This window comes from Carbonicoccus niuqiaonis (assembly GCF_050157065.1).
GTDB lineage: Bacteria > Actinomycetota > Actinomycetes > Propionibacteriales > Propionibacteriaceae > Avipropionibacterium.
In genome coordinates, this window is sequence record NZ_CP189573.1 from 1,303,703 (window position 1) to 1,327,992 (window position 24,290).

A 24,290-nucleotide genomic window follows, 5' to 3' on the forward strand; every position below is an offset into this window, starting at 1 on the left:
CACGTCGCTCGACCCCCGGCCGCTCCGACCGGGCCCGCTGACCGGCCTGCCACCTAGGATTTCGGTCATGAGCCTCCCCTCACGAGAACCGTCGCAGGCGCACGTCGACCTCGAGCAGGTGGTGCTCCGGGCGCTGGCGACCCTGAACCTCTTCTTCGGGGTGACCGCCTTGTTCGTCCCGGTGTTCGTGGGATCGGGGGAGGGGTACATGCACGGGATCGGCCTCGGGCCGTTCTGGTTGGAGCTGATCAACCTGGATCCCGAGGTCCAGGGTCTCGGTACGCACTTCCTGTCGGTGGTGATGGCGATCATGGTGGTCGCCGTGATCGTCGGTGTCGCGCTCGGGTACTTCATCACCGGGGAGCCCATCTCCTACAACCCGTCGCGGTGGCCGATGACGGTGACGCAGGTGCTGGGCGTCGTGCTCGTGGTGCTGTCCCTGGTGACGCTGGTGGTGATGGCCCAGCACGGATTCGGCGTCAGGTCCGGTGGCGCGTTGTTCCTCGACCCCGAAGAGTCACATCCCGACTTCCCCGGGTGGGGTCTGCTCGTCCCGGCGGCCAGCGGGGTCTGGCTCGCCACCCTTGCCGGAGCGGTGAAGCGGCTGCGCGGCTGACGTCTGGACGAGCTCGCCGGGCGTCACACGTCGTCGTCGACCCAGTCGAAGGTCTTGGTGACCGCCTTCTTCCACAGCCGGAGCCGGCGTTCCCGATCGTCCTCGGCCAGTTCCGGCTCCCAACGGCGGTCCTCGGCCCACAGGCCGGCGAGCTCGTCGGTGTCGGCCCAGTACCCGACGGCGAGCCCGGCCGCGTACGCGGCGCCGAGGGCGGTGGTCTCGGTGACCGCCGGCCGGACCACCGGGATGCCGAGGATGTCGGCCTGGAACTGCATCAGCAACTCGTTGGCCACCATGCCACCGTCGACCCGGAGCTCGGTCAGCGCGACGCCTCCGATCCGGGCGGTGTCGGCGTTGACGGCGTCGAGCACCTCCCGGGTCTGGAAGGCCGTCGCCTCCAGCGCCGCCCGGGCGAGGTGGCCGCGATTCACGTACCGGGTGAGCCCGACCAGTGCGCCGCGGGCGTCGGGCCGCCAGTACGGGGCGTACAGGCCGGAGAAGGCGGGCACCAGGAAGGCGCCCCCGTTGTCGTCGACACTGCGGGCGAGCTCTTCGATCTCGTCGGCACTCGACACCAGTTGCAGGTTGTCGCGCAACCACTGCACCAGCGAACCGGCGACGGCGATCGACCCCTCCAGGGCGTACACCGGGTCGGCGTCGCCCAGCTGGTAGGCGACCGTACTGATCAGGCCGTGCTCGGACCGGACGATCTCGGTGCCGGTGTTCACGATCACGAAGCAGCCGGTGCCGTAGGTGTTCTTGGCGCCACCGGGATCGAACGCGGCCTGCCCGAAGGTGGCGGCGTGTTGATCACCGAGGATGCCGGCGACCGGGGTCTGCCGCAGCAACTGCGAGCCGTGCACCTCGCCGTACACCTCGGAACTGGATCGGATCTCGGGCATCATCGACTCCGGGATGTCGAACGCAGCAAGGAGTTCCGGGTCCCACCGGCACGACCGGAGGTCCATCAGCAGGGTGCGCGAGGCGTTGGTCACGTCGGTGGCGTGGATGCCGCCGTCCGGCCCGCCGGTGAGGTTCCACAGCAGCCAGCAGTCGGTGGTGCCGAAGGCGAGCTCGCCCCGCTCGGCACGCTGCCGGGCACCGTCGACGTGATCAAGGATCCAGCTGATCTTGGTGGCGGAGAAGTAGGTGGCCAGCGGCAGTCCGGTCCGGTCGGCGAACCGGTCGGTGCCTGCTGTGCCGTCCCCGGCGTCGGCGGCGAGCTCGTCGATGATCGACTGGGTCCGGGTGTCCTGCCACACGATCGCTGGGGCGATCGGCTCCCCGGTGCGGCGATCCCAGACCACGGTCGTCTCGCGCTGGTTGGTGATGCCGACGGCCTCGATGTCGTGTCGGGTCAGGTTGGCGCGGGCCAGCGCGTGCCCGACCACCTCGCGAGTGTTGCGCCAGATCTCGGTTGCATCGTGCTCCAGCCATCCCGGGCGGGGGGTGAGCTGGGCGTGCTCGGCCTGTCCGCCGGCGACGGCGCGGCCCCGGTGGTCGATGATGATGGCGCGGGTGCTCGTCGTGCCCTGGTCGATCGCCATCACGTACCGCTCAGCCATGAGTGTCCCTTCGTCGCACGTCCGCCCGAAGTCGCGGTCCCGCGGACCCGCCTTCGCCTTCGTGCGATCTTGTCACGTCTGTGCACCATCGAGCCACGGACCGCCTGTCGGGGGCGGGTCGTAGGCTGACCCCATGGCCGACACCGACACCGACACCAACTCCACGACCGGCTCGTACGTCGACTTCGGCAAGGAGTTCACCCGCGACACCAACTACATCAACGACCGGATCACCGCCGACGGCCGTCCCGGCGACGACGGCAGCCCGGGCTGGCCGGTCGAGGCGGGCCGCTACCGGCTCGTCGTCTCCCGTGCCTGCCCCTGGGCCAACCGGACGATCATCGTACGCAGGCTGCTCGGTCTGGAGGGTGCGATCTCCATGGGCGTCTGTGGCCCGACCCACGACCAGCGGTCGTGGACCTTCGACCTCGACCCGGGCGGGGTCGACCCGGTGCTGGGGTACGAGCGGCTGCAGCAGGCCTACTTCGCCCGGTTCCCCGACTACCCGCGCGGGATCACCGTGCCGGCGATCGTCGACGTGCCGACCAAGGCCGTGGTGACCAACAACTACCCGCAGATCACCCTCGACTTCGCCACCGAGTGGACCGCCCACCACCGCGACGGGGCGCCGCAGCTCTACCCCGAGCCGCTCCGCGACGAGATCGACGAGGTGGCACACCGCATCTACACCGAGGTCAACAACGGCGTCTACCGATGTGGGTTCGCCGGCTCGCAGGAGGCGTACGACGCCGCGTACGACCGGCTGTTCACCGCCTTGGACTGGCTGGAGGAGCGACTCACCGACCGCCGCTTCCTGGTGGGGGACACCATCACCGAGGCCGACGTGCGGCTGTTCACCACCCTGTTGCGGTTCGACCCGGTCTACCACGGCCACTTCAAGTGCAACCGCAACAAGCTGAGCGAGTTCCCCGCCCTGTGGGCGTACGCCCGGGACCTGTTCCAGACCCCCGGTTTCGGCGACACCGCCGACTTCGACGACATCAAACGGCACTACTACGAGGTGCACACCGACGTGAACCCGACCGGCATCGTGCCCAAGGGCCCGGACCTGCGGAACTGGTTGACCGCGCACGGCCGCGAGGCGCTGGGCGGCCGCCCGTTCGGGGACGGTACGCCGCCACCGCCGCCGGTGGCCGGCGAGCAGGTCGATCCGGCCCACACGGCCGACGGGATGCCTCGCTGACTGGCCCCCGAACCCAATCGATCCGCGCAGAACCAAACGATCCGCGCCCCCCTGACGGGTGCGCGGATCGTTCTCGGTTGCTGGCCGGCCTGAGGTCGGGTCAGTGCCCCTCGTCCGCGGTCTTCAGCTCGCGCTTGGCAGGGCCGTCGGCGACCTCGTCCGCGCGCGCACCGTTGCCTTCCACCTCGTGGTGCCCGTTCTGGCCGTTCGACCCCACGATGTGGTGCCGGGCCTCCTCGAGCTCCTCGGTGGTGGGCTTGGCGACGTTGTCGGCGAAGTAGAACGAGCTGCCGATGACCCGCAGCTTCTCCTTGACCCCACCGGTGCCCGACTTGGCGACCCCGTGCTCGTCGACCTGCTCGCCACCGCGCTCGAGGACCTTGTGGACCTTGTGCTCGGTGAGGGTGAAGGCCGCGCCCTCGCTCAGCGGCAGGTGCCGCTCGGAGTAGCCGCCCTGCGGATCGCGCTCGATGACGCCGCTCTCCGAACCGTGGGTCAACTTCTCGACGTCGGCACGCTGCAGTGAGATGCAGATCCGCTTGGTGACGATGAAGGCGATCACCGGTCCGACGAACACCGCGACCCGGAGGAACACCGTCACCGCGTTCAGCGAGACGTGGAACTGGGTGGCGATGATGTCGTTGCCGCCGCCCGCCCAGAACAGGCCGTAGCAGGTGATCGCGGCGACACCGAAGGCGGTCCGCGTGGGGTTGTTGCGCGGCCGCTCCAGCAAGTGGTGCTCGGACTTGTCGCCGGTGATCCACTGCTCGATGAACGGGTAGGCCCCCATCAGGGTGAACAGCGCGCCCATCAACATCACGGCGGGCAGGAAGACGTTCCACGACCAGGTGGTGCCACCGATGTAGGACTCCCAGGCGGGCATGATCCGGACCGCACCCTCGACCCAGCCCATGTACCAGTCGGGCTGCGAACCGGCGGTCACCTGTGCCGGGTTGTACGGCCCGTACTTCCACACCGGGTTGATCTGCATCAGTGCACCGAAGAGGGTGAGGACACCGAACACGATGAAGAAGAAGCCACCGGCCTTGGCGGCGTACACCGGGAACAGCGGGTAGCCGACGACGTTCTGCTCGGTACGACCCGGGCCGGGGAACTGGGTGTGCTTGTGGTAGACCACCAGCGCCAGGTGTGCGGTGATCAGGCCCAGGATGACGGCCGGGATCAGCAGGATGTGGACCATGTAGAGCCGCGGGATGACGATCTCGCCCGGGAACTCCGCGCCGAAGACGAAGAACTCCGCCCAGGTGCCGATGATCGGGATCGATCGGATCAGGCCGTCGACGAAGCGCAGGCCCGTACCGGACAGCAGGTCGTCGGGCAGCGAGTAGCCGGCGAAGCCCTCGATCATGCCGATCGCGATCAGGCCGACGCCGAGCAACCAGTTGAGCTCACGCGGCTTACGGAACGCACCGGTGAAGAACACCCGCAACATGTGGATGAACATCGCGGCGACGAACAGCAGCGCGGCCCAGTGGTGCATCTGCCGCATCAGCAGGCCACCGCGGATGTCGAACGACAGCGCCAGCGTCGAGGCGAACGCCTCCGACATCGGCAGGCCGCGCATCAGCTGGTAGCTGCCCTCGTACTCGATCTCGGCCATCGACGGCTTGAACCAGAGCGTGAGGAAGACGCCGGTGAGCAACAGCACGATGAACGAGTACAGCGCGATCTCGCCCAACAGGAACGACCAGTGGTCGGGGAACACCTTGCGCAGGCCGGCGCGGCCCAGGCCCGCGAGACCGATGCGCTCGTCGGCCCACTTGGCGGGGCCGGCGGCGGCGGCGAGCACCGGACCGGGCTTGGCCGCCGGGCGCTTGGGGGCAGCCGGCGCGGCGGTCGTGGTGGTGGTCGCGGTGTCCCCGGTCGAGGCGGCGCTGGTCGGCGCCGAGGAGGTCTGGGCTGGCTTGGCCATCAGATCACTTGCCTTCGTCTTCGGGGTAGTGGTTGCGCTCGAAGTAGCTCGGCCCGACCGGCACGGTGAAGTCGCTGGTCGCGAAGAGGTAGCCCTCGTCGTCGACCGCGATCGGCAGCTGCGGCAGGGCGCGGGCCGCCGGTCCGAAGACCACGACACCGGCGTCGGCCAGGTCGAAGGTGGACTGGTGGCACGGGCACAACAGGTGGTGGGTCTGCTGCTCCCACAGCGAGATCGGGCAGCCCACGTGGGTGCAGATCTTCGAGTACGCGAGGATGCCGCCGACCTGCCAGTCGGCGCGGGACTCGGGGATCTTGATCTTGTTCGGGTCCATCCGGACCACGATCAGGGACGCCTTCGCCTTCTCCTGGTGGTTCTCGACGCCGTGCAGTTCGGCCAGGTTCTCCGGCTGGGCGTTCACCAGCTCGCCGATCTTGAGGTGCGACGCCTTGATCCGGGTGTAGGTGACGTCGGTGACGAGGTAGCGGTACTCCTCGACGGTCTGGCCGTCGGCCGACATCTTCGGTTCCCAGATGGTGCGCTCGAGGGTTTCGGAGATGCGGGTCGGGGTCGGCCACTCACCGAGGTCGGCCAACAGCACCACGGCCGGGACGGCGACGATGCCGACCGCACCCAGCATGCTGCGCCCGATTAGCTTGCGACGACCGATCTGCGACTCCTCCACACCCTCGTTGAACTGGGCGATGGCCTCCTCGCGCGCCTCGTCGCTGGAGGCGGCGCCGTGCCGCTCCTCGACGATCTCGTGGTCACCCATCAGGGTGCGGGCCCAGTGGACCGCGCCGAGACCGATCAACAGGATCGCGGCTCCGAGGGTGGTGCCCAGGATCACGTGCAGGGCGTTGGCGTGCAACGGCCCGAAGTTGACCTCCCAGTCGCTCGGCACCGCGAAGTAGCAGACCACGAAGATGATCGCCAGCAGCGGGACGATCGCGAACAGTCCGGTGACCTGCAACTCGGCGCGCCGGGCCGCCTTGGGGTCCTCGTCGGTCGGCCGGGGGAGGTGTTCCTCATGCCCGGGATCGGCCACGGGGTGACGGTCGTCGATGACGTTGCGCGACGGCTCGTCGTGCGTGGTGTCGCTCACTTGGCCCGGACCCCCTTCTTGGTGATCCAGACGGCGACGGCCGCCAGCCCGCCGATGCCGAGCACCCAGACCCACAGGCCCTCACCGACGGGGCCGAAGCCGCCGAGGGAGAGACCGCCCGAGTCGGGCTGGCCGTGGAGGTTCTCCAGGTAGGCGATGATCGCCTTGGTGTCCTCGTCGGTCAGCGTCTCCTCGGAGAACACCGGCATCTGCTGGGGCCCGGTCCGCATGGCCTCCCAGATGTGCTTGTCCTCGACGCCCATCAGCGACGGGGCGTACCGGCCCTCCGGCAGGGCGCCACCGCCGCCCTCGAAGTTGTGGCAGGCGGAGCAGTTCGTCCGGAAGAGCTCACCGCCGCGGGCGATCAGCCGGGCCCGCTCCTCACCGTTGGCGGCCTCCAGCTCGCTGCTCTGGTACTGCTCGGGCTCGGGGATCTGCACACCCGGGCCGAGGGTGTCGACGTACGCGGCGATCGCGGCGATCTCCGCGTCGGTGTACTGGTTCTCCTTGCGCGGCAACTGCTGGCCCGGAGCCTTGGCCGGCATCCGGCCGGTCTCCATCTGGAAGTCGACCGAGGCCGAGCCGACACCCATCAGGGTCGGGCCCTGACTGGTGCCCTCACCGTTCAGGCCGTGGCAGGACGAGCAGCCCACGGCGAACAGGGCCTTGCCCTCCTCGACCTGGGTGGACATGCCGCCGTCGGCGCTGGACCGGGGGGTCGGCGCCAGGGCGGCGTACAAGGCCCCCATCAGGAACAGCGCCATCGCCAGGACGATGGTCCTGGTGGCGGGGTGTCGCCGCCGGGTGGACAGGAGTCGCACGATCGAGGCCCTCTCGCGTTTCAAGTGATGTTGGTGTTGCTGGTGTTGGTGTTACCGGGATGGAGTTGTGGGGTGGAGCTCAGCCGCCGAAGGTGGTCATGACCAGGTTGACCAGGGGCTCACCGTAGATCACGCCGAACAGCACGATCCACACGACGTCGACGAAGTGCCAGTAGTACGAGACCACGATGGCCGAGACCGTCTGCTCGTGGGTCCAGCGGCGCGCGAGGAACGTCCGACCGAGCAGCAACAAGAAGGCCAGCAGGCCGCCGGTCACGTGGATGCCGTGGAACCCGGTGGCGAGGAAGAAGACCGAGCCGTAGGCGTCGGAGGAGATGGTGAGGCCGTGGTGGATGAGCTCGGCGTACTCCATCACCTGGCCGGCGACGAAGAACGAACCCATCAGGAACGTCAGCACGTACCACTCGCGCATGCCCCACTTGTTGAGCTGCCAGAGCTTGCCGGTGCGGCTGACCCGGTGCTCCTTGCCGTGGACCTGGGCGACGCCGAGCTGACAGGTGACCGAGCTGAGCACCAGCACCAAGGTGTTGACGAACGAGAAGGCCGGGTTGAGCAGCGCCTGGCGCGACTCCCACAGGGTGACCCCGTCGACCGGCTGGGCGTTGGTCACGTTCTGGATCGTGAAGTACGCGGCGAAGAGGGTGGCGAAGAACATCAGCTCCGAGGAGAGCCAGGCGATGGTGCCCACCGCGACCTTGTCGGGGCGGTCGGGGTTGCCCGACAACCGTGCCCGTGCGATCGGATGGAGAGCGCCCGAGGGCAGCGCTTCGGCCGCCGCGGTGGAGTCTGCTTGTTGTGCCACACGGTCATTATGGCTGTCCCCGTCCCCGGAGTCACTCCGGGGCTCGCACGATGGGCGAAACTCGGGTGACATCAGGGGGCCCAGGTGTCGGGATCGGCTTGCCGCGACGGCCTCGGAAACCCTGCCGGCGGCTGGGTAGGGTGGCCGGGTGACACCCCTTCCCGGCTCCGTTCTCGTGCTCGGCCTCGTGCCGATGCACGCGCGGCCCGGTGACCCGATCCCGCCGCTCACCCCCGAACGCCTGCTGACGGCATGGACCTTCGACATCTGGGCCCTGCTCGGCGTGCTGGTGCCCACCGCGCTCTACCTGACCGGGGTGTGGCGGCTGCACCGTCGGGGGGACCACTGGCCGGTCGGCCGCACGCTGGCGTTCGTCGGCGGTGGGATGGGGTTCACCGCGATCGCCCTGCTCAGCCCGATCGCGACGTACGACACCGTGCTGTTGAGCGTGCACATGGTGCAGCACATGATCCTGACCATGCCGGTGCCGTTGTTCATGGCGCTCGGCGCCCCGGTGACGCTGGCGTTGCGGGTCCTGCCCAAGGGCACGCGGCGGGTGCTGGTGGGCATCCTGCACAGCAAGCCGGTGAAGGTGTTGTCGTTCCCGCTGGTCGCGTTCGCGCTCTACATCGCCAACCCGTTCGTGCTCTACTTCTCCCCGCTGTACCTGGTGACGCTGCAGTCGGACTTCTGGCACAACTTCCTGCACCTGCACTTCGTGGTGACGGCCTCGCTGTTCTACTGGCCACTGGTCGGCTCGGACCCGATCCCGAACCGGCTGGGGTATCCGTTCCGGGTGCTGCTGTTCATGCTGACGCTGCCGTTCCACGCCTTCCTGGGCGTGACGATCATGGGCTCGCGGACGCTGATCGCCGAGGAGTGGTACCTGGCCTTCGAGCGGGCCTGGCCGCCGTCGCCGTTGGCCGACCAGGAGATCGCCGGCGGGATCCTGTGGGGGACCGGCGACGCGATCGCCTCACTGGTGATCTTCATCCTGTTCGTGCAGTGGTTCCGGACCAGTCAGGCCGAGGCGAGACGCGTCGACCGGCAACTCGACCGCGAGGAGGCCGCCGCGCGGCGGAGGGACCGTACGGAGGCCGTGTCGTCGGGTGCTGGTGAGGCCGGCGACCCCGACGAGCCGGCCGGGGTGGATCAGTCGTCGTCGGCCGGGCCGGGGCGGTCGGAGTCGTAGTCCAGCTCCTGCGGTAGTCGCGCCATCCAGGTGAGGACGGCTGCCTGTTCGGCCGGCGTGAAGTCGGCCAGGATGGTGCGCGAGGCCTCCCGGTACGGTTCGACCGCCGCCTGTACCTCCGGGCGTCGGTCGGCCGACATCTGCACCAGCACCCGGCGCCGGTCGCCGGCGTCGGACGCCCGCTCCACGAACCCGGCCGCCGCCAGTCGGTCGACCACGCGGGTGGCCGCGCTCGGGCTGAGCCCGGTGGCGCGGGCCAGCTCGGCGACGCTCATCGGGCCCGCCAGGGAGAGCAGGTTCATCGCCGCGAAGTCGGTCGGCCCCAGACCCAGGCGGCGGGCGACCGCGTGCCCCCACAGGAGCTGTGTCGACACGTACTGCCGGAAGATCTCACTGACCCGCTCCGGCCCCGGTGGGCCCACCGAGGGCGATCGCTCCGGGACGTCCCCCATGCTCACCCCATCTCCCTCCATCACTCTCGAAATTCATGTGCAGACGTGCACATACTGCACGCATGCAGCAAAAATATCGTCGCGCCGGCCGCGTTCTGCTGTGGCTCCTGCGCGTGTTGTGCACCCTGTGGCTGATTCAGTTGCTCTACCAAATCATCCTCGCCGGGGGCTTCATCAGCGGGCAGGTCGAGTGGTTCCAGGGCCACTCACTGAACGGCGCCATGCTCGGCATCCTTCCGTTCTTCGGTGTGGTGGCGGCCGTCGTCCATCTGGTGCTGGTCCGCCGTCGGTGGTGGCTGATCCCGTTGTGGCTGGGGATGTGGCTCCTGATCGAGGTGCAGGCCATCTTGGGCTACACCCGCGTGATCGGCGCGCACATCGTGGGCGGGTCGGTGCTGTTGGCGACCGCAGCGATCCTGTGTGTGGCGCTGTGGCGGATGGCGCCGCTGGCGAGGCAGGTGGCGGCATGAGGCGCCCGACCCGACCCGAGCTGTCCCGGCGAGGCCTGCTGTTCGGTGGGTTGGCGGTGGCCGGAGCTGCCGCGCTGGGAGGCTGCGGCCCACTGCTCACCCCTCGAGGCTCGATCGTCCCGCTGGTCGGCAAGGTCCACCCCAGCGCGGTGCCGCTGCCCGGGCCGTACGAACAGGAGTTGCCACGGCCGGCCGCGGTGCGGCCGATCAGTGAGGGCCACCACCGGCTCACCCAGCGGGTCGCGACGGCGGAGATCCTGCCCGGCCGCACGACCGAGGTGTGGGGCTACGACGGGACCTTCCCCGGGCCACTGCTGGAGGCGCGCCGCGGTCGGCCGTTCACCCTGACCGTCCGCAACGAGCTGCCGACGCCGACGTCCACCCACCTGCACGGTGGCGTCACGCCGCTGGAGTCCGACGGGCTGCCGCTGGACCTCGTGGTCCCCGAGGGCTTCGACGTCGCCAACCTGGACCGCGCGATGGCGAACGGTCACGGCAGCCACGGGGAGCAGGAGGGTGGATCGAGCCCCAGCGGTCACGGCGGTCAGGGTCACGGCGGCCACGGCCACGGCGGTCACGGTGGTCACGGCGGGGAGTCCGGGCACGGCGTCTCGTCGATCTGGACGTTGCACGACCGGGAGCGGGACCACCGCTACCCGATGACCCAGCAGGCCGCGACGTTGTGGTACCACGACCACCGCATGGACTTCTCGGCGCCGCAGGTGTGGCGCGGGCTGGCCGGGATCTGCCTGGTCCGCGACGACGAGGAGGACGCGCTCGAGCTGCCGGCCGGGCCGTACGAGATCCCGATGCTGTTGACCGACCGCTCGTTCGGGGCGGACGCGGAGCTGTCCTACCCCGGGTTGGACCAGACGCTGACGGTGCAGCCGGGGGTGCGACCCGAGTTCGCCGACGGGGTGTTGGGGGACGTGATGTTGGTGAACGGGGCGCCGTCGCCGTACGCCCCGGTGCCGGCGACCCGCCACCGGCTGCGGCTGGTCAACGGGTGCAACGCCCGGGCGCTTCGGCTGGCCCTGCACGGGCCGGGCGGGTCGCTGGTGGAGATGCAGCAGATCGGCACCGACATCGGGTTGCTGCCCGCACCGGTGAGCCGGACGCGGGTCGACCTGCACCCCGGTGAACGCGTCGACCTGGTGGTCGACCTGGGCGCCTTCGAGGTCGGCACCGAACTCGAGCTGCTGAACGAGTTCGTCCCCGTGGGGGCCGCGGAGCGGACGCGGGAGGTGGTGAAGTTCGTCATCGATCGGCCCGGCCCGGCCTCGGCCCCGGTGCCGTCCACACTGGTCGAGCATCCGCTGCTGGACGGCGGGGAGGTGGTGGCGACCCGGCAGTTCGACTTCCGGATGGGGGTCTCGGGGGTGTGGGGGATCAACGGTCACGGCTTCGACCCGGCAGGATCGGTCGCCGACGTCCGGGCCGGCACCGTCGAGCGGTGGATCTTCACCTCGGACTTCAACCATCCGGTGCACCTGCACACCGCGCACTTCCAGGTGCAGTCGGTGAACGGACGTGGGGTGGAGCAGGCCGAGCGTGGCTGGAAGGACACCGTCAACGTCACCCCGTACGGCCACGTCGAGGTGCTGGTGCGGTTCCCGGACCACATTCGGGGGACGAGCATGCTGCACTGCCACAACCTGGAGCACGAGGACATGGCGATGATGGCCAACTACACGATCGGCTGACGGCCACCCCGGAGTGGGCCCGTGACGGCGGGCTCCTGCGGTGTGGAGTGGCTGGGGCGTTCCGCCGGATCGACGGTACGATGCCAGCGGACGTGCGGTCACCCCGCACCTGCCCAGACACCGTGCCGACAAGGCGTACCCAGATCGTGGAGGACCCAGCGTGAGCGACGCGAAGCCAGCCGACAAGCCCGTGACCGTGCTGGTCTATTCCGACGACCGTGCGGTACGTGACGACGTCCGCCGGGTGCTGGGCGCCAAGGTGGCTGCCGACCTCCCACCGATCGAGGTGGTCGAGGTCGCGACGCACCCGGCGGTGACGAACGCGATGGACACCGGCACCATCGACATCGCCGTCTTCGACGGGGAGGCCACGCCGGCCGGCGGGATGGGCCTGTCTCGGCAGATGCACGACGAGATCTTCGAGTGCCCACCGATCGTGGTGATGTTGGCCCGGCCCGACGACGCCTGGCTCGCCAACTGGTCGCGTGCCGAGGGCGTGGTCGGCTACCCGCTCGACCCGATCCGGCTGCCGAAGCTGGTGGCTGAGCTGCTGCGCGAGCGGCTGGGTGTCGGCACCGCCGGCAGCGACGTCGTTTCGGCCCCATGAGCGCTGGCACCTCCGACTTCACCCGCCGGCGGACCGACCTGCTGACTGCGCTGGTGCGCGGGGAGGACCTGGACGCCGCCTCGACTCAGTGGGTGATGGACCAGGTACTGGCCGGTGACCTGACCCCGGTGCAGTTGGCCGGGTTCGCGGTGGCGCTGCGCACCAAGGGTGAGACCGCCGACGAGATCCGTGGCATGTCGGACGGCATGTTGGCGCACAGCACCCCGATCACCGTGCCCGGTCGGACGGTCGACATCGTCGGGACCGGCGGCGACCGGGCCAACACGGTGAACGTGTCGACGATGGCCGGGCTGGTCGCCGCCGGTGCCGGGGCCCGGGTCGTCAAGCACGGCAACCGGGCGGCGTCGTCGGCCTGTGGTGCCGCGGACGTGATCGAGGCCTTGGGCGTGGCACTCGACACCGCCCCGGAGCGGCAGGCCGGAGTGCTGGAGGCGGCCGGGATCTGCTTCCTGTTCGCCCCGCAGTACCACCCGTCGTTGCGGCACGCGGCGGTGGCCCGCAAGGAGTTGGGCATCGCGACGACGTTCAACCTGCTCGGCCCGCTCTCCAATCCGGCGCGGCCTCAGGCCCAGGCGCTGGGCATCGCCGACCTGCGGGTGGCGGAGATGGTGGCCGGGGTGATGGCGTCCCGGGGTGCCGAGGGGTTGGTGTTCCACGGCGGCGACGGCTTGGACGAACTCACCACCACGACGTCCTCGACGGTGTTCGTGGTCACCGGCGGTGCGATCCGGCGGACCGAGCTCGACCCCCGCGACCTCGGCATCGCCCGGGCCACGCCCGACGACCTCGTCGGTGGCGACCCCGCCCACAACGCCCAGGTCGTACGGGACCTGTTGGCCGGAGCGCCTGGTCCGGTCCGCGACATCGTGGTGCTGAACGCCGCAGCCGCGCTGTTGGCGTACGCCGGACCCGACCTCGAAGCCGACCTGGTCGGACAGCTGACGGCCCACGTGGACGCCGCCGGCCGGGCGCTGGACTCCGGCGCCGCCGCGACGGTGTTGCAGCACTGGGTGGCCGCCACCGCGGGCTGAAGTGGCCTCAGAGCTCCGGTCGCGGGGCGACGTAGAGCTCGATGTCATCGAGGTGGACCTCGATGTCGGCCGGGCTCTCGACCAGCATCACGACACTGATGTCGGTGATGTCCCGGCCGGAGATGTTCGCCGGGATCTCCCCGTTGACCACGAGCTGATGCCATTCCCCGTCGCGGGTGAGGCTTCGGACCGCGCTCCGGACGGTGCCGCGAATGGTGCCGGTTGCGTCCAGCAGGTCGGTGCCGAACTGGAGGCTTGCCACGTTGCCGGTGGTGGCACGGTAGCTGACCACGAGCTGGCTGAACCCGTGGGCGGCGGGCACCAACTGCGACGGCCCACCCCAGCCGCGACCGGTCACCACGGCTGACGCCTCACCGGTGGCCGCCTGGCTGGTGTCACGTGCCGATCCGCGGGTCTGGGTCGACCGCTCCAGATTGCGCCACGGTGGCGCCTCGGCCGTGGTGGCGCCCGCGGTCTCGAAGGAGGAGTTCACGGTGAGCGAGCCAACCGCTCGAGCGTCCAGGACGGACTGGGCGACGGCTCGGCCGGTCGCCGCCGGATGCTCGGCGGCCAGACGTTCCGCCTCGGTCGTCACCGGCCCGCCGTCGGGTTCCTGGGTGCGCAGGTAGCCGGCGACAGCCCAGAACTCGCTGGGATTCCAGCCGCTCCAGGCCAACTGCGGATACCGACTCGGGCGCAGTGTCATGATCAACAGGGGGTCGGCTTGGAACTCGGCCTCCAAGACGGTGCGTTCCGCGGCCAGCTCGACCCGTTCGGCGGTGTGGTCAGCTGCGTCCTGCAGGATGGCCTGTGCCTCGGCCGGGGTCGTCGGCTGGTCCACCGGTCGCGGATAGCTGAGGGCGCTTGCCCGGTAGTACTGCCACGTCCTGGCCAGGGCGTCGGCGCGAGCCTGCTGCGCTGCGGTGTCCGCGGCCGCGACGGCCTGGTCGATCCAGGTCTGGCACTGTTCGATCTCCTCGGGCTCCAGCAGTTCGAGGTAGCGCGGCAAGGTGTTGAACCCCTGGTAGGTGGATCCCGGTACGAACCACGGGCTGTCGACTGCCCGGGTCTCCCAGAACTCTTGGAAGAAGGAGTAGTAGTTGAGCAGGGACGGGGCAGCTGCCGCACCCACCGCGAGGGTGCACCACTGGGCGGTCAGCTCCTCCTCGTCGAGGCTCGGGTCCCACTGCAGCTTCGCCAGCACCCAGTTCTTCGGGCCTTCGCCCCAGGCCGGGTAGACCTCGGCGTACTGGGCGATGACCCCGTGCTCGGCCGCCCAGCGGTAGGCATCGGCGGTCACCCCGACGTGCATCCGGGGGATCAGGTACGAACCGCCGTACAAGTAGTCGTACAGCCCGAGGCCGGCGGCCCGCTGCTGCCACTGCTGCAGCAGTGCCTGCGACGCCGCACGCAGGTCGTCGTCCGCCCAGGCCAGTCGCTCCTCGGTGAAGAAGGGCACCACGGCCGGGTCGAGGTCGAAGCTCGGAACCGGCTCAACCTGGCGATAGGCGAGCAGTCCGTAGGTGATCTCGCGGTCCCCGAGCTCCGCCCGCACTCCGGCGATGACGTCGTTGACCCAGCGGTAGTAGTCGTCGGGGACGAAGCCGACCTCGTATCCGGCGCCGTCGTTGACGCCCAGGGAGAACGTCGTCAGATCGGGCTCCGCGGTAAGGGCCGCGACGATCTCGGCGACCGCGACCGACACGGTCTCGGGGTTGGTGAACGCGGGTTGCCACCCGGTCGTGGTGGTGTCACTGGCCGGGACCTTGCCGTTGGCGTACAACTCGGGCCGATCGGCGTACTTCGACGGGAGGAACAGGGAGAAGAGGTTGTGGTGGAACGCCAGCGGGGCATTGTGGTTCAGCCCCTGGAGGCGGTTGCGCGCTGCCCACGTGGTCATCTGCGGGTACGGTCCTTCGCCCGGGGCCTGGTTCATCGGTGAGAAGCACCGCATCGCGAACGCGGGCTCGGACCGCAGCTCCGCCTTGGGGATCTCGATCGTGGGGGAGGTGGGGATGTGGTCGCCGACCGTGGTGGGCAGCAGGGAGACCACCCCCAGGTACCGTTCGACGAACTCGTGGATCCCGTTGATGGTGCCGCCCTCAAGGCGGCCGATCACCGTCACCGTGTCAAGGAACGGTGTGATCAGGAAGCCGTCGGCGAACAGGCTGTTGACCTTGGCCGACAGATGCGGTCCGGCCCCGGGGCCGATGAATCCGAGGTAGATCCGGGTCCGGGCGGTGGCCTCGGGATCGGTGCTCACCTCCGGCCTCGCACCGGTGACCTGCTCGAAGCGGTCGGCGAGGTCGGTGATCGCGGTGAGCAGATCGGCACTGGCGTCGGGCTGGTGGATCAGGATGCACTCGGCGACCCCGTTGTTGATCAGCCGACGGTTGCGGCCCGGCTCCGCCTGGGCGTGGCCGATGCCGGTTGCGGCGAGGGCGGCGGCCGCCGCTGCCCCGGCGAGGATGGTGCGTCGAGGAACGGAAACGTGCTGGGCGAGGGTGACGTTGGTCATGCGGCACCGCCCAGGATCAGGGCCTGACGGCGAGAAGGGGTTGGCTGCGTTGCCATGAGGGCCTCCATTGGCTCGGGTCTACGGGGGGGGCTGATGGACCTGAGCCGACGCTAACCTAGAACCTAGGGCCTTTGCAATGGCTTGCCAGGCCTGCCACTGCAGTAAGTACTGCAATGAGTGTAGCGTTTCGGTCATGGAGCCGACCGAGGACGAACTGGCGTACGTGGACAAGGTGGCGAACTTCTTCGTCGCGGAGGGGCTGCCGCTGATCCCGGGGCGGGTGATCGGCTGGCTGTTGATCAGTGACCCGCCGGAGCAGACGCCGGCCCAGCTGGCCGCCGCGCTGCGGGTGAGCCGCAGCTCGATCAGCTCGGCCCTCAAGCTGCTGACCCCGAGTGGGTTGGTGGAGGGCACCCGGCGACCGGGGGACCGTCACGAGTACCTGCGGATCGCGCCCGACGGGTGGAGTCGGATGTTGGAGCGGCGGTATGCGTACACCACCGCCTTCCGCGAGATCACCGAGCAGGGGTTGGAGCTGCTCGGCGATGCCGAGGCGGAGCGTCGGGAACGGCTGGAGCACGTCGTCGACCTGTACCGGTTCCTGGAACTGGAACTGCCGGCGCTGCTGGAGCGCTGGCGTACCCAACGAACCGAAGGGCACTGATCATGGTCGAGGAGTTCGGCGTGACGCACGAGTGGATCGACCAGCCGGAGGGTCGGCTGCGGGTCACGAAGGCCGGTGACCACGGGAGTCCGGTGGTGCTGCTGAGCGGTGCAGGGATGGACAATGCGCATCTCAGCTGGGCGCGGCTGCTCCCCGAGTTGGCCCGGGACCATCGGGTGTACGCGCTCGACTGGCCGAAGCAGGGACGCAGCCGGCCCTGGCGGGGGATCGCCGACCACCCAGTGATGTTGCGTTGCGTGCTCGCGGTGCTCGACCACTACGACCTCGCGCAGGCCGATCTGGTCGGGATGTCCCAAGGTGGCGCGCTCGCGCTGTCGACGACGATCGAGAGCCCGGAACGGGTTCGTCGTCTGGTGGCGATGGCGCCCGGCGGGATCATCGCGTTTCCGCCGGTGGTGCACCAGCTGCTGTGGCTGACCGCCAAGGTGCCCTTCCTCAACAGCACGATGTGGACACGGTTGTTCCGAGGGCGGTCAGCGACGGCATGGTTCCTGCGGAAGTTCCTGTTCGGCGGCCCGGTCGACGACTTCGACGACGTCGTGGACGAGGTGATGGCCGAGATCGAGCGTAGCGGCGGTGTCACGTCCTCGGATTGGCAGAACACCTCCATCGGCTTCGCCTCGATGACCGTCGACCTCCGGCCGCAGTTGCCGACGATTTCGTGCCCGACGCTGTTCATCCAGGGCGACAAGGATGTCGGGATCGCCCCGAAGTACACCCGGGCCGCGGCAGCGAAGGTGCCCGGGGCGAGGCTCGAGATGATCGAGGGCGCCGGCCACTGGGTGCAGCGGCAGGAGCCCGAACGGGTGAACGAGCTCGTCCGGGACTTCCTCGCCGGCTGAGGTCAGGTCGGCGGCCGGCGGGGTCAGTTCCCGAGGGTGTCCAGCGCCCAGTTGAAGCGCAGTCGGAGGGCGCGTTCGGTGCTGGCCAGGGCAGCGCCGACGGCAAGCGTGACGTTGAGCCAGGCGGGCAGCTGGACCGGTGAGGTGAAACGTCCCACCTGGGCGGCCACCGGTGGGACCTGGGTCACCGTCTCGGCCAGCTGAAGGGCGAGCAGGGCGATGCCGATCACCAGCATCAGGACCGACGTGATCCCGATGCCACGGCTCAGGGCCGGGTGATTGCGCTGGAGCCTGGCGCGCCGCCCCTCCGCGGACCGGGGGTCGGGGGTCAGTTGCACGGTGGACCCATCGTCGCCGACGTGGTGGCAACGCTTGAGCCCGAACTGACTCATGGTGACCTCGATGACGCCCGACTCGACCCGGAAACGTGCCGGCAGCTTGGACTCCGCTGCCAGCCGCCCGTCTCGGTACAGGTGGGCCTTGACGTCGCCGCTGCCCTGGTTGCCCCAGTGGCGTACGTCGACGCTGTAGGTCGACGTCCCAGGGGCGGCGGGCGGCAGGTGGAGCAGGGCGCGTCCGAATTGTTGCCACCAACGGAACGGCTTCAAGGGTCGGCCGTCGCCGGGCGCCACTCGCTTGCCCGCCCGTTGTCGTCCGCGTTGCTGAAGCATGGCAGCAGACTAACACGCTGTACTAGTACGCCGTGTTAGTACGGTGTATTGTTAGGGTTCACAGATGACGAAGGCAGGCGGCATCGGGGAACCGACCACGCGCGACAAGATCCTGGCCGCGGCCGCGGCGATGCTCGGCGAAGACGTGGGGGCCCGACTCAGTGTGCGGGCCGTTGCGGCCCGCGCCGGGGTGAGCACCGGCTCGTTGCGGCACCACTTCCCGACGCAACGGGTGTTGCAGGAGGCCGTGCTGACCGGGATCTATGACCACGCGTTCCCCGACGACCGGATCCACGACCGGACGATCCCGCCGCGGGAGCGACTCGTCGACTGCCTGCGGCAGGTGCTCGCGCCGGCGGGTGTGGGTCAGGAGGCACGGGCAGCGATGGCCAAGCTCCACGAGGCGTTCATCGCGACCGAGCCGACGGCCGACAAGCAGGCAGCCTTCCACGCCCTGACCGTGCAGGGACGCCGCCGCGTCCAGTACTGGCTCACGGTCCTGGTCGACGAGGGCGCCCTTGCCCCGGGCGACAACGTCCGACGGGAACAGTTCCTCAACACCGTGCTCAGCGGCTTGTCCTTGGCGCGGGCGCTGCCGACCGACGATTCGATCCTGACCACCGAGGCCGCCATGGTGCAGATCGCGGTCGACTGCGTCTTCGACACGAACATCGGGTGATCAGATCCAGGGGGCGACGGCAGGCGCCAGCAGGGTGCCCAGCACCAGTGCCGGCCCGTACGGGAACGGGTCGCGACGCCTGCGAATGAGTCTGCTGATCGCCCACAGCGCTCCGAGCAGGGTGCCGAGCAGGGCCGCGGTGATGATGGTCCAGGCCGACACCGAACCGGCAGCGGCCCCCAGCACCGGGGCCAGCCGGACGTCACCGAAGCCGAGTTGGCCGCGGGACAACCACCACGCGAGTGCGAAGAAGGCGCCGAACGCCGCCGCCCCGATGGCGGCGGTGAGCAGGCGTTCCCACCCACCCGATGACAGCGCCGGCAGCACCAGGCAGCCGACCGCGGTCAGGGCCCACAGCAGCCGGGTCGGCCCGAGCGGCAGCCAGGTCGTGGCAGCGTCGATCCAGCCGAGCAGCACCCCGACGGTCACCAGCCCGAACCAGGCCGGCCAGGCCTCCACCGGGGCGAAGCGGATCACGAGCACACCGGCCACGATGATCGAGGCCACGACCGCGACCACGAACCCGGGGGTGGCCAGGGCGCGGTAGTCCGGCGGCTCGTCCGCGTCGTCGGTCGTCACGAGCAGCGATCGTACGGGCTGGTCAGGCGGCCCGGGGCAGCGAGACGACCGCCGCGGGGTGAGGCTGCGGCGTCGGGGTCGGCTGTCCCTCGGCCCACACCACCGCGGCGCGTGCGGCCAACGCCGTACGGCCCGAACAGGTCGTCACCCGGCCCGACAGCAGGGCGGCGAGACCGGCCGTGCCGATCCCCGTGACGGTGGCCAAGGTGGTCACCGGGTGGCCCTGGGCGACCAGACCGGTCAACGCCTGTCGGGTCGTCGTCGCACTGCGCCACTTGGCGAGGTCGTCGCGTAGCGAGTCGGCATCGTGCGACAGCAGCCGTTCGGCCACCATCGGGCTGATCCGCGGCAGCGGCCGCCGACCGGTGGGCCGGTCACGCCGCGGCCGGCCGAGCAGCAGGTTCGTGCACGTCGCCGGGGGCAGGCCGAGCAGGGTGGCCAGGTGTGGCACCGGCACGCAGGTCGCGTTCAACAGGTGACGTAGATGCGCCCGGAACGGAGCGGCGTCGACCCAGTGCGTGGAGAGACCGGAGTCGGCGACGCCGTTGACGGGTTGAACTGGGCTGACGGGCGGCACAGGGGTGACGGGCGGCACAGGGCTGACGGGTGGCGCAGGGGTGACGGACATGGAGCACTCCGGGGTCGACGTGGTCGGACACCAAGGACAGGCCCGTCGGGACGGCCCCACATGAGTGATCGGGACGGTTTTTTCGACCGGGAATGCACGAGGGCCCCCGACCGGGTGGTCGGAGGCCCTCGTGGTCAGGCGTCGTGCTCAGCGCTGGGCGCGAACGAAACCGTTCTGCTCGGCGGCCTCGGCACTGTTGAACCACACGTCGGAGATGGTCCGCTCATAGGCGGGGGAATCCGGGGTGTGGTACTTCATGGAGCGCTCATTGCCCTTGACGTCGAAGCCGGTCGGCGGCTTGGAGCCGACGTAGGAACCCGCCCCGTAGGAACGACGCTCGAACGGTGCCACGGTCTCGCCGGCGTCGCCACTGAGGCCCGCCGACTCCGGCTTCGCGGTGCTCGCGGTGCTGTCCGTGCCGGATGCGCCCGCGTCGGCCGCAGTGGTCGGCTCGGAGGTGGCCTCGCCCGTGGTGCCGGGCCCGCTGGCGGTCGGGGCCGCAGCGGGGCTCGCGGTCCTGGTCGCCGGGTCGGAGGCGGCAGCCCACGGTGAGGTGTCGGCCCGCTTCGGGGTGTTGGACCCGCCGTAGGTGCTGGGGGCCGGGGCCTCCCACTCAGCGTCGCGGTTGTCGAGCAGCTTCCGCAGTGCGACGACGGCAATGCCGGCGACCGCGGCACCGATGGCGATGCCACCGAGGATCCGCGGCAGCTTCCGCTTGGGCTTCGGCACCTCGAGCTCACCGCGCAGGGCGGCTGCGGTGGCGCGGCCACGCTTGCTGGCCTCCTGGGCCGCCGGGTGGCCGGCAGCCTCGGCGAGCACGTCGTTGAGGCGGGGCAGCAGCTTGCCCTGCACCGACTCACGGGCGCTCTCGACGGCCGGGGTCACACGCTCCCAGGCGTCGTCCAGGACGGGGGTGATCCGCTCCAGCGCGTCATGTGCGGCTGACGCGCCGGACTTGCGGGCTTGTTCGGCCAGCGGACCGACGCGGTCCACGAACTGCTGGCGGTAGGGGTCGACTCGCTGGGCGAGTCCTTCGGCGGCGGGCCAGTACTGAACGGCCAGGCGGCCTGCGGCCGTGTCGACGGCGGCTTCCTTCTTCTTGCGCTTCACGATTCCTCCGAATCTCAGGGCAAATGGCTCTCCAACGCATGGAGTAGTGCCACGGTACCGACCAGCGCAATCCACCGCAGGAACGGGTGGCAAGATGTCGGGGACTGGATGGAAGAACGAGCCTGCAGGGAGACGAGCCTGCAGGGAACAACCACGACACGTCCGACGACGAAAGGCCGAACCGTGCCCAAGACCGCGATCCTGCACACCAATCACGGCGACATCACCGTGAACCTGCTCGAGAACCACGCCCCGAAGACCGTCGCCAACTTCGCCGGCCTCGCCACCGGTGAGAAGGAGTGGACCGATCCGGAGACCGGCGAGAAGAAGAACGACCGATTCTACGACGGGCTGGGCTTCCACCGCATCATCAGCGGTTTCATGATCCAGGGTGGCTGCCCGCTGGGGACCGGCACCGGCGGCCCCGGCTACAAGTTCGACGACGAGATCCACCCGGAGCTGCAGTTCAACAAGCCGTACCTGCTGGCGATGGCCAATGCCGGACGTGACCCGATGACCGGCGGCGGCACGAACGGGTCGCAGTTCTTCATCACCGTCGGCCAGACCCCGCACCTCAACGGCAAGCACACCATCTTCGGTGAGGTGGCCGACCAGGCCAGCCGTGACGTGGTCGACAAGATCGCCGGCACGCCGACCGGCCCGGGCGACCGTCCGAACGATCCCGTGGTGATCAACTCGGTCGACGTAGACTGAGCCCCCGAAGCACGAACCGGGTTGCCCGGCCCGGCCCAGTCCGGGCCGGCGACCACGGTCGGCCACCGGCGACACGAGAGCGGGAGTCATGAGCGGTCCCCATCCCGGACCGGAGTTCGAGGGTCCGTCCTCGGGTGACGAGTTCGATCGACAACTGCGTGATTTCGCCGGTCCGGCGGCGCCCGAGCCGGAGTTCCTGCCGTGCTACCGCCATGCCGACCGGAACACCGGGATCACCTGTCAGCGGTGTCACCGACCGATCTGCATGGCCTGCATGACCGAGGCGACGGTCGGCTTCCAGTGCCCGGACTGTTCCGGCACCGCCGCCAAGGAACAGCCCAAGCGGCCTCGCCAGCTGGGGCGGCCCGCCACCGCGGGGGGCTCGCGTCGAGGTGGGTCCGGCGGCCCCGGGCTGCTGCAGCGGATGCAGGTCCGAGCCACCCCGGTCACCTGGTCCATCGCCGGGATCAGCGCCGTGGTGATGTTGGCCAACTTCCTCACCGGCGGTCGGGTGACCGGTCTGCTGGCCCTGTCCTCCCTGGCGGTCGAGTACGGCCAGGTGTGGCGACTGCTCACCTTCGCGGTCACCACGGTCGGACTGTTCGGCCTGGCACTCAACGCCTTGGTGCTGGTCCTGGTCGGACGCACCCTGGAGCCGTTGCTCGGCGGCTGGCGGTTCGCCGCCATCTTCCTCACCTCGACCCTGGTCGGTGGGGTGCTGTTCGTGGCCGTGACCAGTGGCCCGGCCGGGGTCACCGGGATGCAGGCCGGCGTGCTCGGCCTGATCGCGGCCAACGCAGCGATCAAGCTCCGGGCCGGCGCCGACATCCGCGGTGACCTGATCCTGCTCGGGATCATGGTCGTGTTCGCCTTCGTGGTCGGCTTCGGGTCGACCTACTGGCTGACCCAGCTCGGCGGCGTCATCGGCGGTGGTGCCGCCGGTCTGATCGTCGCCTTCGTACCGTCTCGGCAGCGACGGCAACTCGCCGCGATCGGCGGGGTGTGGTTGCTGTGCGCGATCGTGCTCGCGGCGTCCGTGGCGCAGCGCTGACGGGAATGTCCGGCGGTGCACGGATGTTGCACCGGGCGTGGACATCGACATCTGGTCAGACATTGCGTGCCCGTGGTGCTACATCGGGAAGCGTCGCTTCGAGAAGGCCCTGGCAGGGTTCGAGCATGCCGGGGAGGTCAACGTCACCTGGCACAGCTACCAGCTCGATCCGAGCCTGCCGGAGCACTACGACGGCACCGAGGTCGACTACCTGAGCTCACGCAAGGGGATGCCGGCGGAGCAGGTCCGGCAGATGTTCGCCCACGTCACCGAGCAGGCCGCCGGGGAGGGACTCACGTACGACTTCGACTCGCTGCAGGTCGCCAACAGTCTGCGTGCCCACCAGCTGATCCACCTCGCAGCCGCCCACGGCGTCGCCGACGCGGTGACCGAGGCGTTGATGTCGGGACACTTCGAGCGCGGCGCCGACATCGGTGACGTCGACACGCTGACGCGGATCGGTGTCGAGGCCGGCCTGGCCGCCGCCGACGTCACCACCGCGCTGGCCGAGGGCACCTACCTGGCGGCGGTCGAGGCCGACGTCGCCGCGGCGCAGGAGATCGGCGTCCAGGGGGTGCCGTTCTTCGTGATCGGCCGGTACGGGGTGTCGGGGGCGCAGCCGGTCGAGGTGTTCGGCAAGGCACTGACCATGGCCTGGGACGAGTCGCGTCCGGTCAACCTGGTCGGGGTCGACGACGCCGACGCCTGTGGCCCGGACGGCTGCGCGGTCTGATCAGCTGAGCGTCACCGGGACGAGCTCGGGTGCGCGGAACGTCAACAGCACCCAGCCGACCATGATCAACAACCACACCCACACCATGATCGTGGCGATGATCAACTCGACCGGTCGACGCCGCGGTTGAGCCGCCACGGGCTGATCGGCGGCGCGCCGCGGACGGATCGGCGTGGTGGCGGAGGTCGGGAAGGCCATGATCACTCGCCGAGCGAGAACGCGGCCTCGAGGTCGTGGCTGGAGTAGGTCCGGAAGGCGATGTGGGTGTCGGTGCCCACCACCCCGGGAACCTTGTTGAGGTGATCGGCGACAACCGTGGCGACCCGCTCGTGGTCGCGGACCCGGACGATGGCGATCAGGTCGACGTTGCCGGTGACGGAGTAGACCTCGCTCACGCCGTCCAGCGCCGCGATCTCCTCGGCGACCTCGGGGATGCGGGCGACGTCGGCCTTGAGCAGCACGATTGCGGTGACCATGACCACGGAGTCTAGTTCTCCGGGCAGTCCCATGGCACCCGACCCGACGCCGCTAACGTCT

The 24,290-nt window shown here is 69.7% G+C and carries 26 protein-coding genes; 13 read left to right on the forward strand and 13 right to left on the reverse strand.

The genetic code is table 11. From position 1 onward, the window contains the following. Window positions 1–67: 67 nt before the first annotated feature. Window positions 68–616 carry a hypothetical protein gene (locus ACQBAU_RS05980; RefSeq protein WP_434549367.1) on the forward strand — a complete coding sequence of 183 codons (549 nt, stop codon included), beginning with the start codon at window positions 68–70 and terminating at the stop codon, window positions 614–616. A gap of 23 nt (window positions 617–639) precedes the next feature. Here ACQBAU_RS05980 and glpK read toward each other — a convergent pair whose 3' ends face one another. Further along, window positions 640–2,181 (reverse strand): glycerol kinase GlpK, encoded by a 1,542-nt coding sequence (glpK, locus tag ACQBAU_RS05985; protein ID WP_465254821.1) that lies wholly within the window; start codon window positions 2,179–2,181, stop codon window positions 640–642. 133 nt (window positions 2,182–2,314) lie between these two features. Between glpK and ACQBAU_RS05990 the strand changes: the two genes are divergently transcribed. Further along, window positions 2,315–3,385 (forward strand): glutathione S-transferase family protein, encoded by a 1,071-nt coding sequence (locus ACQBAU_RS05990; protein WP_465254820.1) that lies wholly within the window; start codon window positions 2,315–2,317, stop codon window positions 3,383–3,385. 100 nt (window positions 3,386–3,485) lie between these two features. Here ACQBAU_RS05990 and qcrB read toward each other — a convergent pair whose 3' ends face one another. From qcrB to ctaE, 4 genes are all read right to left on the reverse strand, one after another. Beyond that, complete coding sequence (gene qcrB, locus ACQBAU_RS05995; protein ID WP_465254819.1) at window positions 3,486–5,318, reverse strand: cytochrome bc1 complex cytochrome b subunit; 1,833 nt, start codon at window positions 5,316–5,318, stop codon at window positions 3,486–3,488. Window positions 5,319–5,322: 4 nt separating this feature from the next. Beyond that, window positions 5,323–6,423 (reverse strand): cytochrome bc1 complex Rieske iron-sulfur subunit, encoded by a 1,101-nt coding sequence (gene qcrA / locus ACQBAU_RS06000; RefSeq protein ID WP_465254818.1) that lies wholly within the window; start codon window positions 6,421–6,423, stop codon window positions 5,323–5,325. Continuing rightward, a complete protein-coding gene (gene qcrC / locus ACQBAU_RS06005) occupies window positions 6,420–7,244 on the reverse strand; it encodes a cytochrome bc1 complex diheme cytochrome c subunit (RefSeq protein WP_465255373.1) in 825 nt (274 codons plus the stop codon). Before qcrC ends, qcrA begins: the two co-directional genes overlap by 4 nt. A 79-nt stretch (window positions 7,245–7,323) precedes the next feature. Then, window positions 7,324–8,067 (reverse strand): aa3-type cytochrome oxidase subunit III, encoded by a 744-nt coding sequence (gene ctaE / locus ACQBAU_RS06010; RefSeq protein WP_465254817.1) that lies wholly within the window; start codon window positions 8,065–8,067, stop codon window positions 7,324–7,326. A gap of 148 nt (window positions 8,068–8,215) precedes the next feature. Here ctaE and ACQBAU_RS06015 point away from each other — a divergent pair, with 148 nt between their 5' ends. After that, window positions 8,216–9,259 (forward strand): cytochrome c oxidase assembly protein, encoded by a 1,044-nt coding sequence (locus ACQBAU_RS06015; RefSeq protein WP_465254816.1) that lies wholly within the window; start codon window positions 8,216–8,218, stop codon window positions 9,257–9,259. On the opposite strand, the gene ACQBAU_RS06020 is transcribed toward ACQBAU_RS06015, so the two are convergent. Further along, window positions 9,220–9,711, reverse strand: a complete 492-nt coding sequence (locus ACQBAU_RS06020; RefSeq protein WP_434549535.1) for a MarR family winged helix-turn-helix transcriptional regulator — start codon at window positions 9,709–9,711, stop codon at window positions 9,220–9,222. The two genes, ACQBAU_RS06015 and ACQBAU_RS06020, sit on opposite strands and share 40 nt — an antisense overlap. 62 nt (window positions 9,712–9,773) lie before the next feature. Between ACQBAU_RS06020 and ACQBAU_RS06025 the strand changes: the two genes are divergently transcribed. The 4 genes from ACQBAU_RS06025 to trpD all read left to right on the forward strand — a co-directional run bounded on the left by ACQBAU_RS06025 (window position 9,774) and on the right by trpD (window position 13,543). Next, on the forward strand, window positions 9,774–10,181 hold the full coding sequence (locus ACQBAU_RS06025; protein WP_434549375.1) for a hypothetical protein: 408 nt from the start codon (window positions 9,774–9,776) through the stop codon (window positions 10,179–10,181). Continuing rightward, window positions 10,178–11,884 carry a multicopper oxidase family protein gene (locus ACQBAU_RS06030; protein ID WP_465254815.1) on the forward strand — a complete coding sequence of 569 codons (1,707 nt, stop codon included), beginning with the start codon at window positions 10,178–10,180 and terminating at the stop codon, window positions 11,882–11,884. Before ACQBAU_RS06025 ends, ACQBAU_RS06030 begins: the two co-directional genes overlap by 4 nt. A gap of 160 nt (window positions 11,885–12,044) precedes the next feature. Beyond that, window positions 12,045–12,491: a hypothetical protein gene (locus tag ACQBAU_RS06035; protein ID WP_434549377.1), complete on the forward strand. Its 447-nt coding sequence runs from the start codon at window positions 12,045–12,047 to the stop codon at window positions 12,489–12,491. After that, entirely contained in the window at window positions 12,488–13,543 is a 1,056-nt protein-coding gene (trpD, locus tag ACQBAU_RS06040) for an anthranilate phosphoribosyltransferase (RefSeq protein WP_465254814.1), read from the forward strand. Before ACQBAU_RS06035 ends, trpD begins: the two co-directional genes overlap by 4 nt. A gap of 7 nt (window positions 13,544–13,550) precedes the next feature. Here the strand turns inward: trpD and ACQBAU_RS06045 are convergent, their stop codons facing one another. Next, on the reverse strand, window positions 13,551–16,061 hold the full coding sequence (locus ACQBAU_RS06045) for a DUF4838 domain-containing protein (protein ID WP_465254813.1): 2,511 nt from the start codon (window positions 16,059–16,061) through the stop codon (window positions 13,551–13,553). A gap of 193 nt (window positions 16,062–16,254) precedes the next feature. Here ACQBAU_RS06045 and ACQBAU_RS06050 point away from each other — a divergent pair, with 193 nt between their 5' ends. Beyond that, entirely contained in the window at window positions 16,255–16,725 is a 471-nt protein-coding gene (locus ACQBAU_RS06050; RefSeq protein ID WP_465254812.1) for a GbsR/MarR family transcriptional regulator, read from the forward strand. Between the two features lie 20 nt (window positions 16,726–16,745). After that, window positions 16,746–17,588 carry an alpha/beta fold hydrolase gene (locus ACQBAU_RS06055; RefSeq protein WP_465254811.1) on the forward strand — a complete coding sequence of 281 codons (843 nt, stop codon included), beginning with the start codon at window positions 16,746–16,748 and terminating at the stop codon, window positions 17,586–17,588. A gap of 23 nt (window positions 17,589–17,611) precedes the next feature. Here the strand turns inward: ACQBAU_RS06055 and ACQBAU_RS06060 are convergent, their stop codons facing one another. Next, a complete protein-coding gene (locus ACQBAU_RS06060; protein WP_465254810.1) occupies window positions 17,612–18,259 on the reverse strand; it encodes a hypothetical protein in 648 nt (215 codons plus the stop codon). 64 nt (window positions 18,260–18,323) lie between these two features. Here ACQBAU_RS06060 and ACQBAU_RS06065 point away from each other — a divergent pair, with 64 nt between their 5' ends. Next, window positions 18,324–18,938, forward strand: coding sequence for a TetR/AcrR family transcriptional regulator (locus ACQBAU_RS06065; RefSeq protein ID WP_434549383.1), 615 nt, complete (start codon window positions 18,324–18,326; stop codon window positions 18,936–18,938). Here the strand turns inward: ACQBAU_RS06065 and ACQBAU_RS06070 are convergent, their stop codons facing one another. The 3 genes from ACQBAU_RS06070 to ACQBAU_RS06080 form a co-directional block, all read right to left on the reverse strand. After that, complete coding sequence (locus tag ACQBAU_RS06070) at window positions 18,939–19,517, reverse strand: A24 family peptidase (protein ID WP_434549384.1); 579 nt, start codon at window positions 19,515–19,517, stop codon at window positions 18,939–18,941. Between the two features lie 22 nt (window positions 19,518–19,539). Next, window positions 19,540–19,974, reverse strand: coding sequence for a hypothetical protein (locus ACQBAU_RS06075; RefSeq protein WP_434549385.1), 435 nt, complete (start codon window positions 19,972–19,974; stop codon window positions 19,540–19,542). A 318-nt stretch (window positions 19,975–20,292) separates the two neighbouring features. Continuing rightward, a complete protein-coding gene (locus ACQBAU_RS06080) occupies window positions 20,293–21,255 on the reverse strand; it encodes a sunset domain-containing protein (protein WP_434549386.1) in 963 nt (320 codons plus the stop codon). A 183-nt stretch (window positions 21,256–21,438) separates the two neighbouring features. On the opposite strand from ACQBAU_RS06080, the gene ACQBAU_RS06085 reads away from it, so the two are divergent. The 3 genes from ACQBAU_RS06085 to ACQBAU_RS06095 all read left to right on the forward strand — a co-directional run bounded on the left by ACQBAU_RS06085 (window position 21,439) and on the right by ACQBAU_RS06095 (window position 23,753). Further along, on the forward strand, window positions 21,439–21,969 hold the full coding sequence (locus ACQBAU_RS06085; RefSeq protein ID WP_434549387.1) for a peptidylprolyl isomerase: 531 nt from the start codon (window positions 21,439–21,441) through the stop codon (window positions 21,967–21,969). Between the two features lie 88 nt (window positions 21,970–22,057). Next, window positions 22,058–23,020, forward strand: a complete 963-nt coding sequence (locus ACQBAU_RS06090) for a rhomboid family intramembrane serine protease (protein ID WP_465254808.1) — start codon at window positions 22,058–22,060, stop codon at window positions 23,018–23,020. Between the two features lie 37 nt (window positions 23,021–23,057). Further along, window positions 23,058–23,753: a DsbA family oxidoreductase gene (locus ACQBAU_RS06095; protein ID WP_434549389.1), complete on the forward strand. Its 696-nt coding sequence runs from the start codon at window positions 23,058–23,060 to the stop codon at window positions 23,751–23,753. Here ACQBAU_RS06095 and ACQBAU_RS06100 read toward each other — a convergent pair whose 3' ends face one another. Continuing rightward, on the reverse strand, window positions 23,754–23,951 hold the full coding sequence (locus tag ACQBAU_RS06100; RefSeq protein ID WP_434549390.1) for a hypothetical protein: 198 nt from the start codon (window positions 23,949–23,951) through the stop codon (window positions 23,754–23,756). Window positions 23,952–23,953: 2 nt separating this feature from the next. Further along, window positions 23,954–24,229, reverse strand: coding sequence for an Lrp/AsnC family transcriptional regulator (locus ACQBAU_RS06105; RefSeq protein WP_434549391.1), 276 nt, complete (start codon window positions 24,227–24,229; stop codon window positions 23,954–23,956). Window positions 24,230–24,290 lie beyond the last annotated feature (61 nt).

Bases quoted from the DNA above. Each gene is read 5' to 3' on its own strand.
- ACQBAU_RS05980 (WP_434549367.1), top strand. From the start codon at position 68: ATGAGCCTCCCCTCACGAGAACCGTCGCAGGCGCACGTCGACCTCGAG.
- glpK (WP_465254821.1), bottom strand. From the start codon at position 2,181: ATGGCTGAGCGGTACGTGATGGCGATCGACCAGGGCACGACGAGCACC.
- ACQBAU_RS05990 (WP_465254820.1), top strand. From the start codon at position 2,315: ATGGCCGACACCGACACCGACACCAACTCCACGACCGGCTCGTACGTC.
- qcrB (WP_465254819.1), bottom strand. From the start codon at position 5,318: ATGGCCAAGCCAGCCCAGACCTCCTCGGCGCCGACCAGCGCCGCCTCG.
- ACQBAU_RS06020 (WP_434549535.1), bottom strand. From the start codon at position 9,711: ATGGGGGACGTCCCGGAGCGATCGCCCTCGGTGGGCCCACCGGGGCCG.
- ACQBAU_RS06025 (WP_434549375.1), top strand. From the start codon at position 9,774: ATGCAGCAAAAATATCGTCGCGCCGGCCGCGTTCTGCTGTGGCTCCTG.
- ACQBAU_RS06030 (WP_465254815.1), top strand. From the start codon at position 10,178: ATGAGGCGCCCGACCCGACCCGAGCTGTCCCGGCGAGGCCTGCTGTTC.
- trpD (WP_465254814.1), top strand. From the start codon at position 12,488: ATGAGCGCTGGCACCTCCGACTTCACCCGCCGGCGGACCGACCTGCTG.
- ACQBAU_RS06045 (WP_465254813.1), bottom strand. From the start codon at position 16,061: ATGACCAACGTCACCCTCGCCCAGCACGTTTCCGTTCCTCGACGCACC.
- ACQBAU_RS06050 (WP_465254812.1), top strand. From the start codon at position 16,255: ATGGAGCCGACCGAGGACGAACTGGCGTACGTGGACAAGGTGGCGAAC.
- ACQBAU_RS06060 (WP_465254810.1), bottom strand. From the start codon at position 18,259: ATGCTTCAGCAACGCGGACGACAACGGGCGGGCAAGCGAGTGGCGCCC.
- ACQBAU_RS06065 (WP_434549383.1), top strand. From the start codon at position 18,324: ATGACGAAGGCAGGCGGCATCGGGGAACCGACCACGCGCGACAAGATC.
- ACQBAU_RS06090 (WP_465254808.1), top strand. From the start codon at position 22,058: ATGAGCGGTCCCCATCCCGGACCGGAGTTCGAGGGTCCGTCCTCGGGT.
- ACQBAU_RS06100 (WP_434549390.1), bottom strand. From the start codon at position 23,951: ATGGCCTTCCCGACCTCCGCCACCACGCCGATCCGTCCGCGGCGCGCC.
- ACQBAU_RS06105 (WP_434549391.1), bottom strand. From the start codon at position 24,229: ATGGTCACCGCAATCGTGCTGCTCAAGGCCGACGTCGCCCGCATCCCC.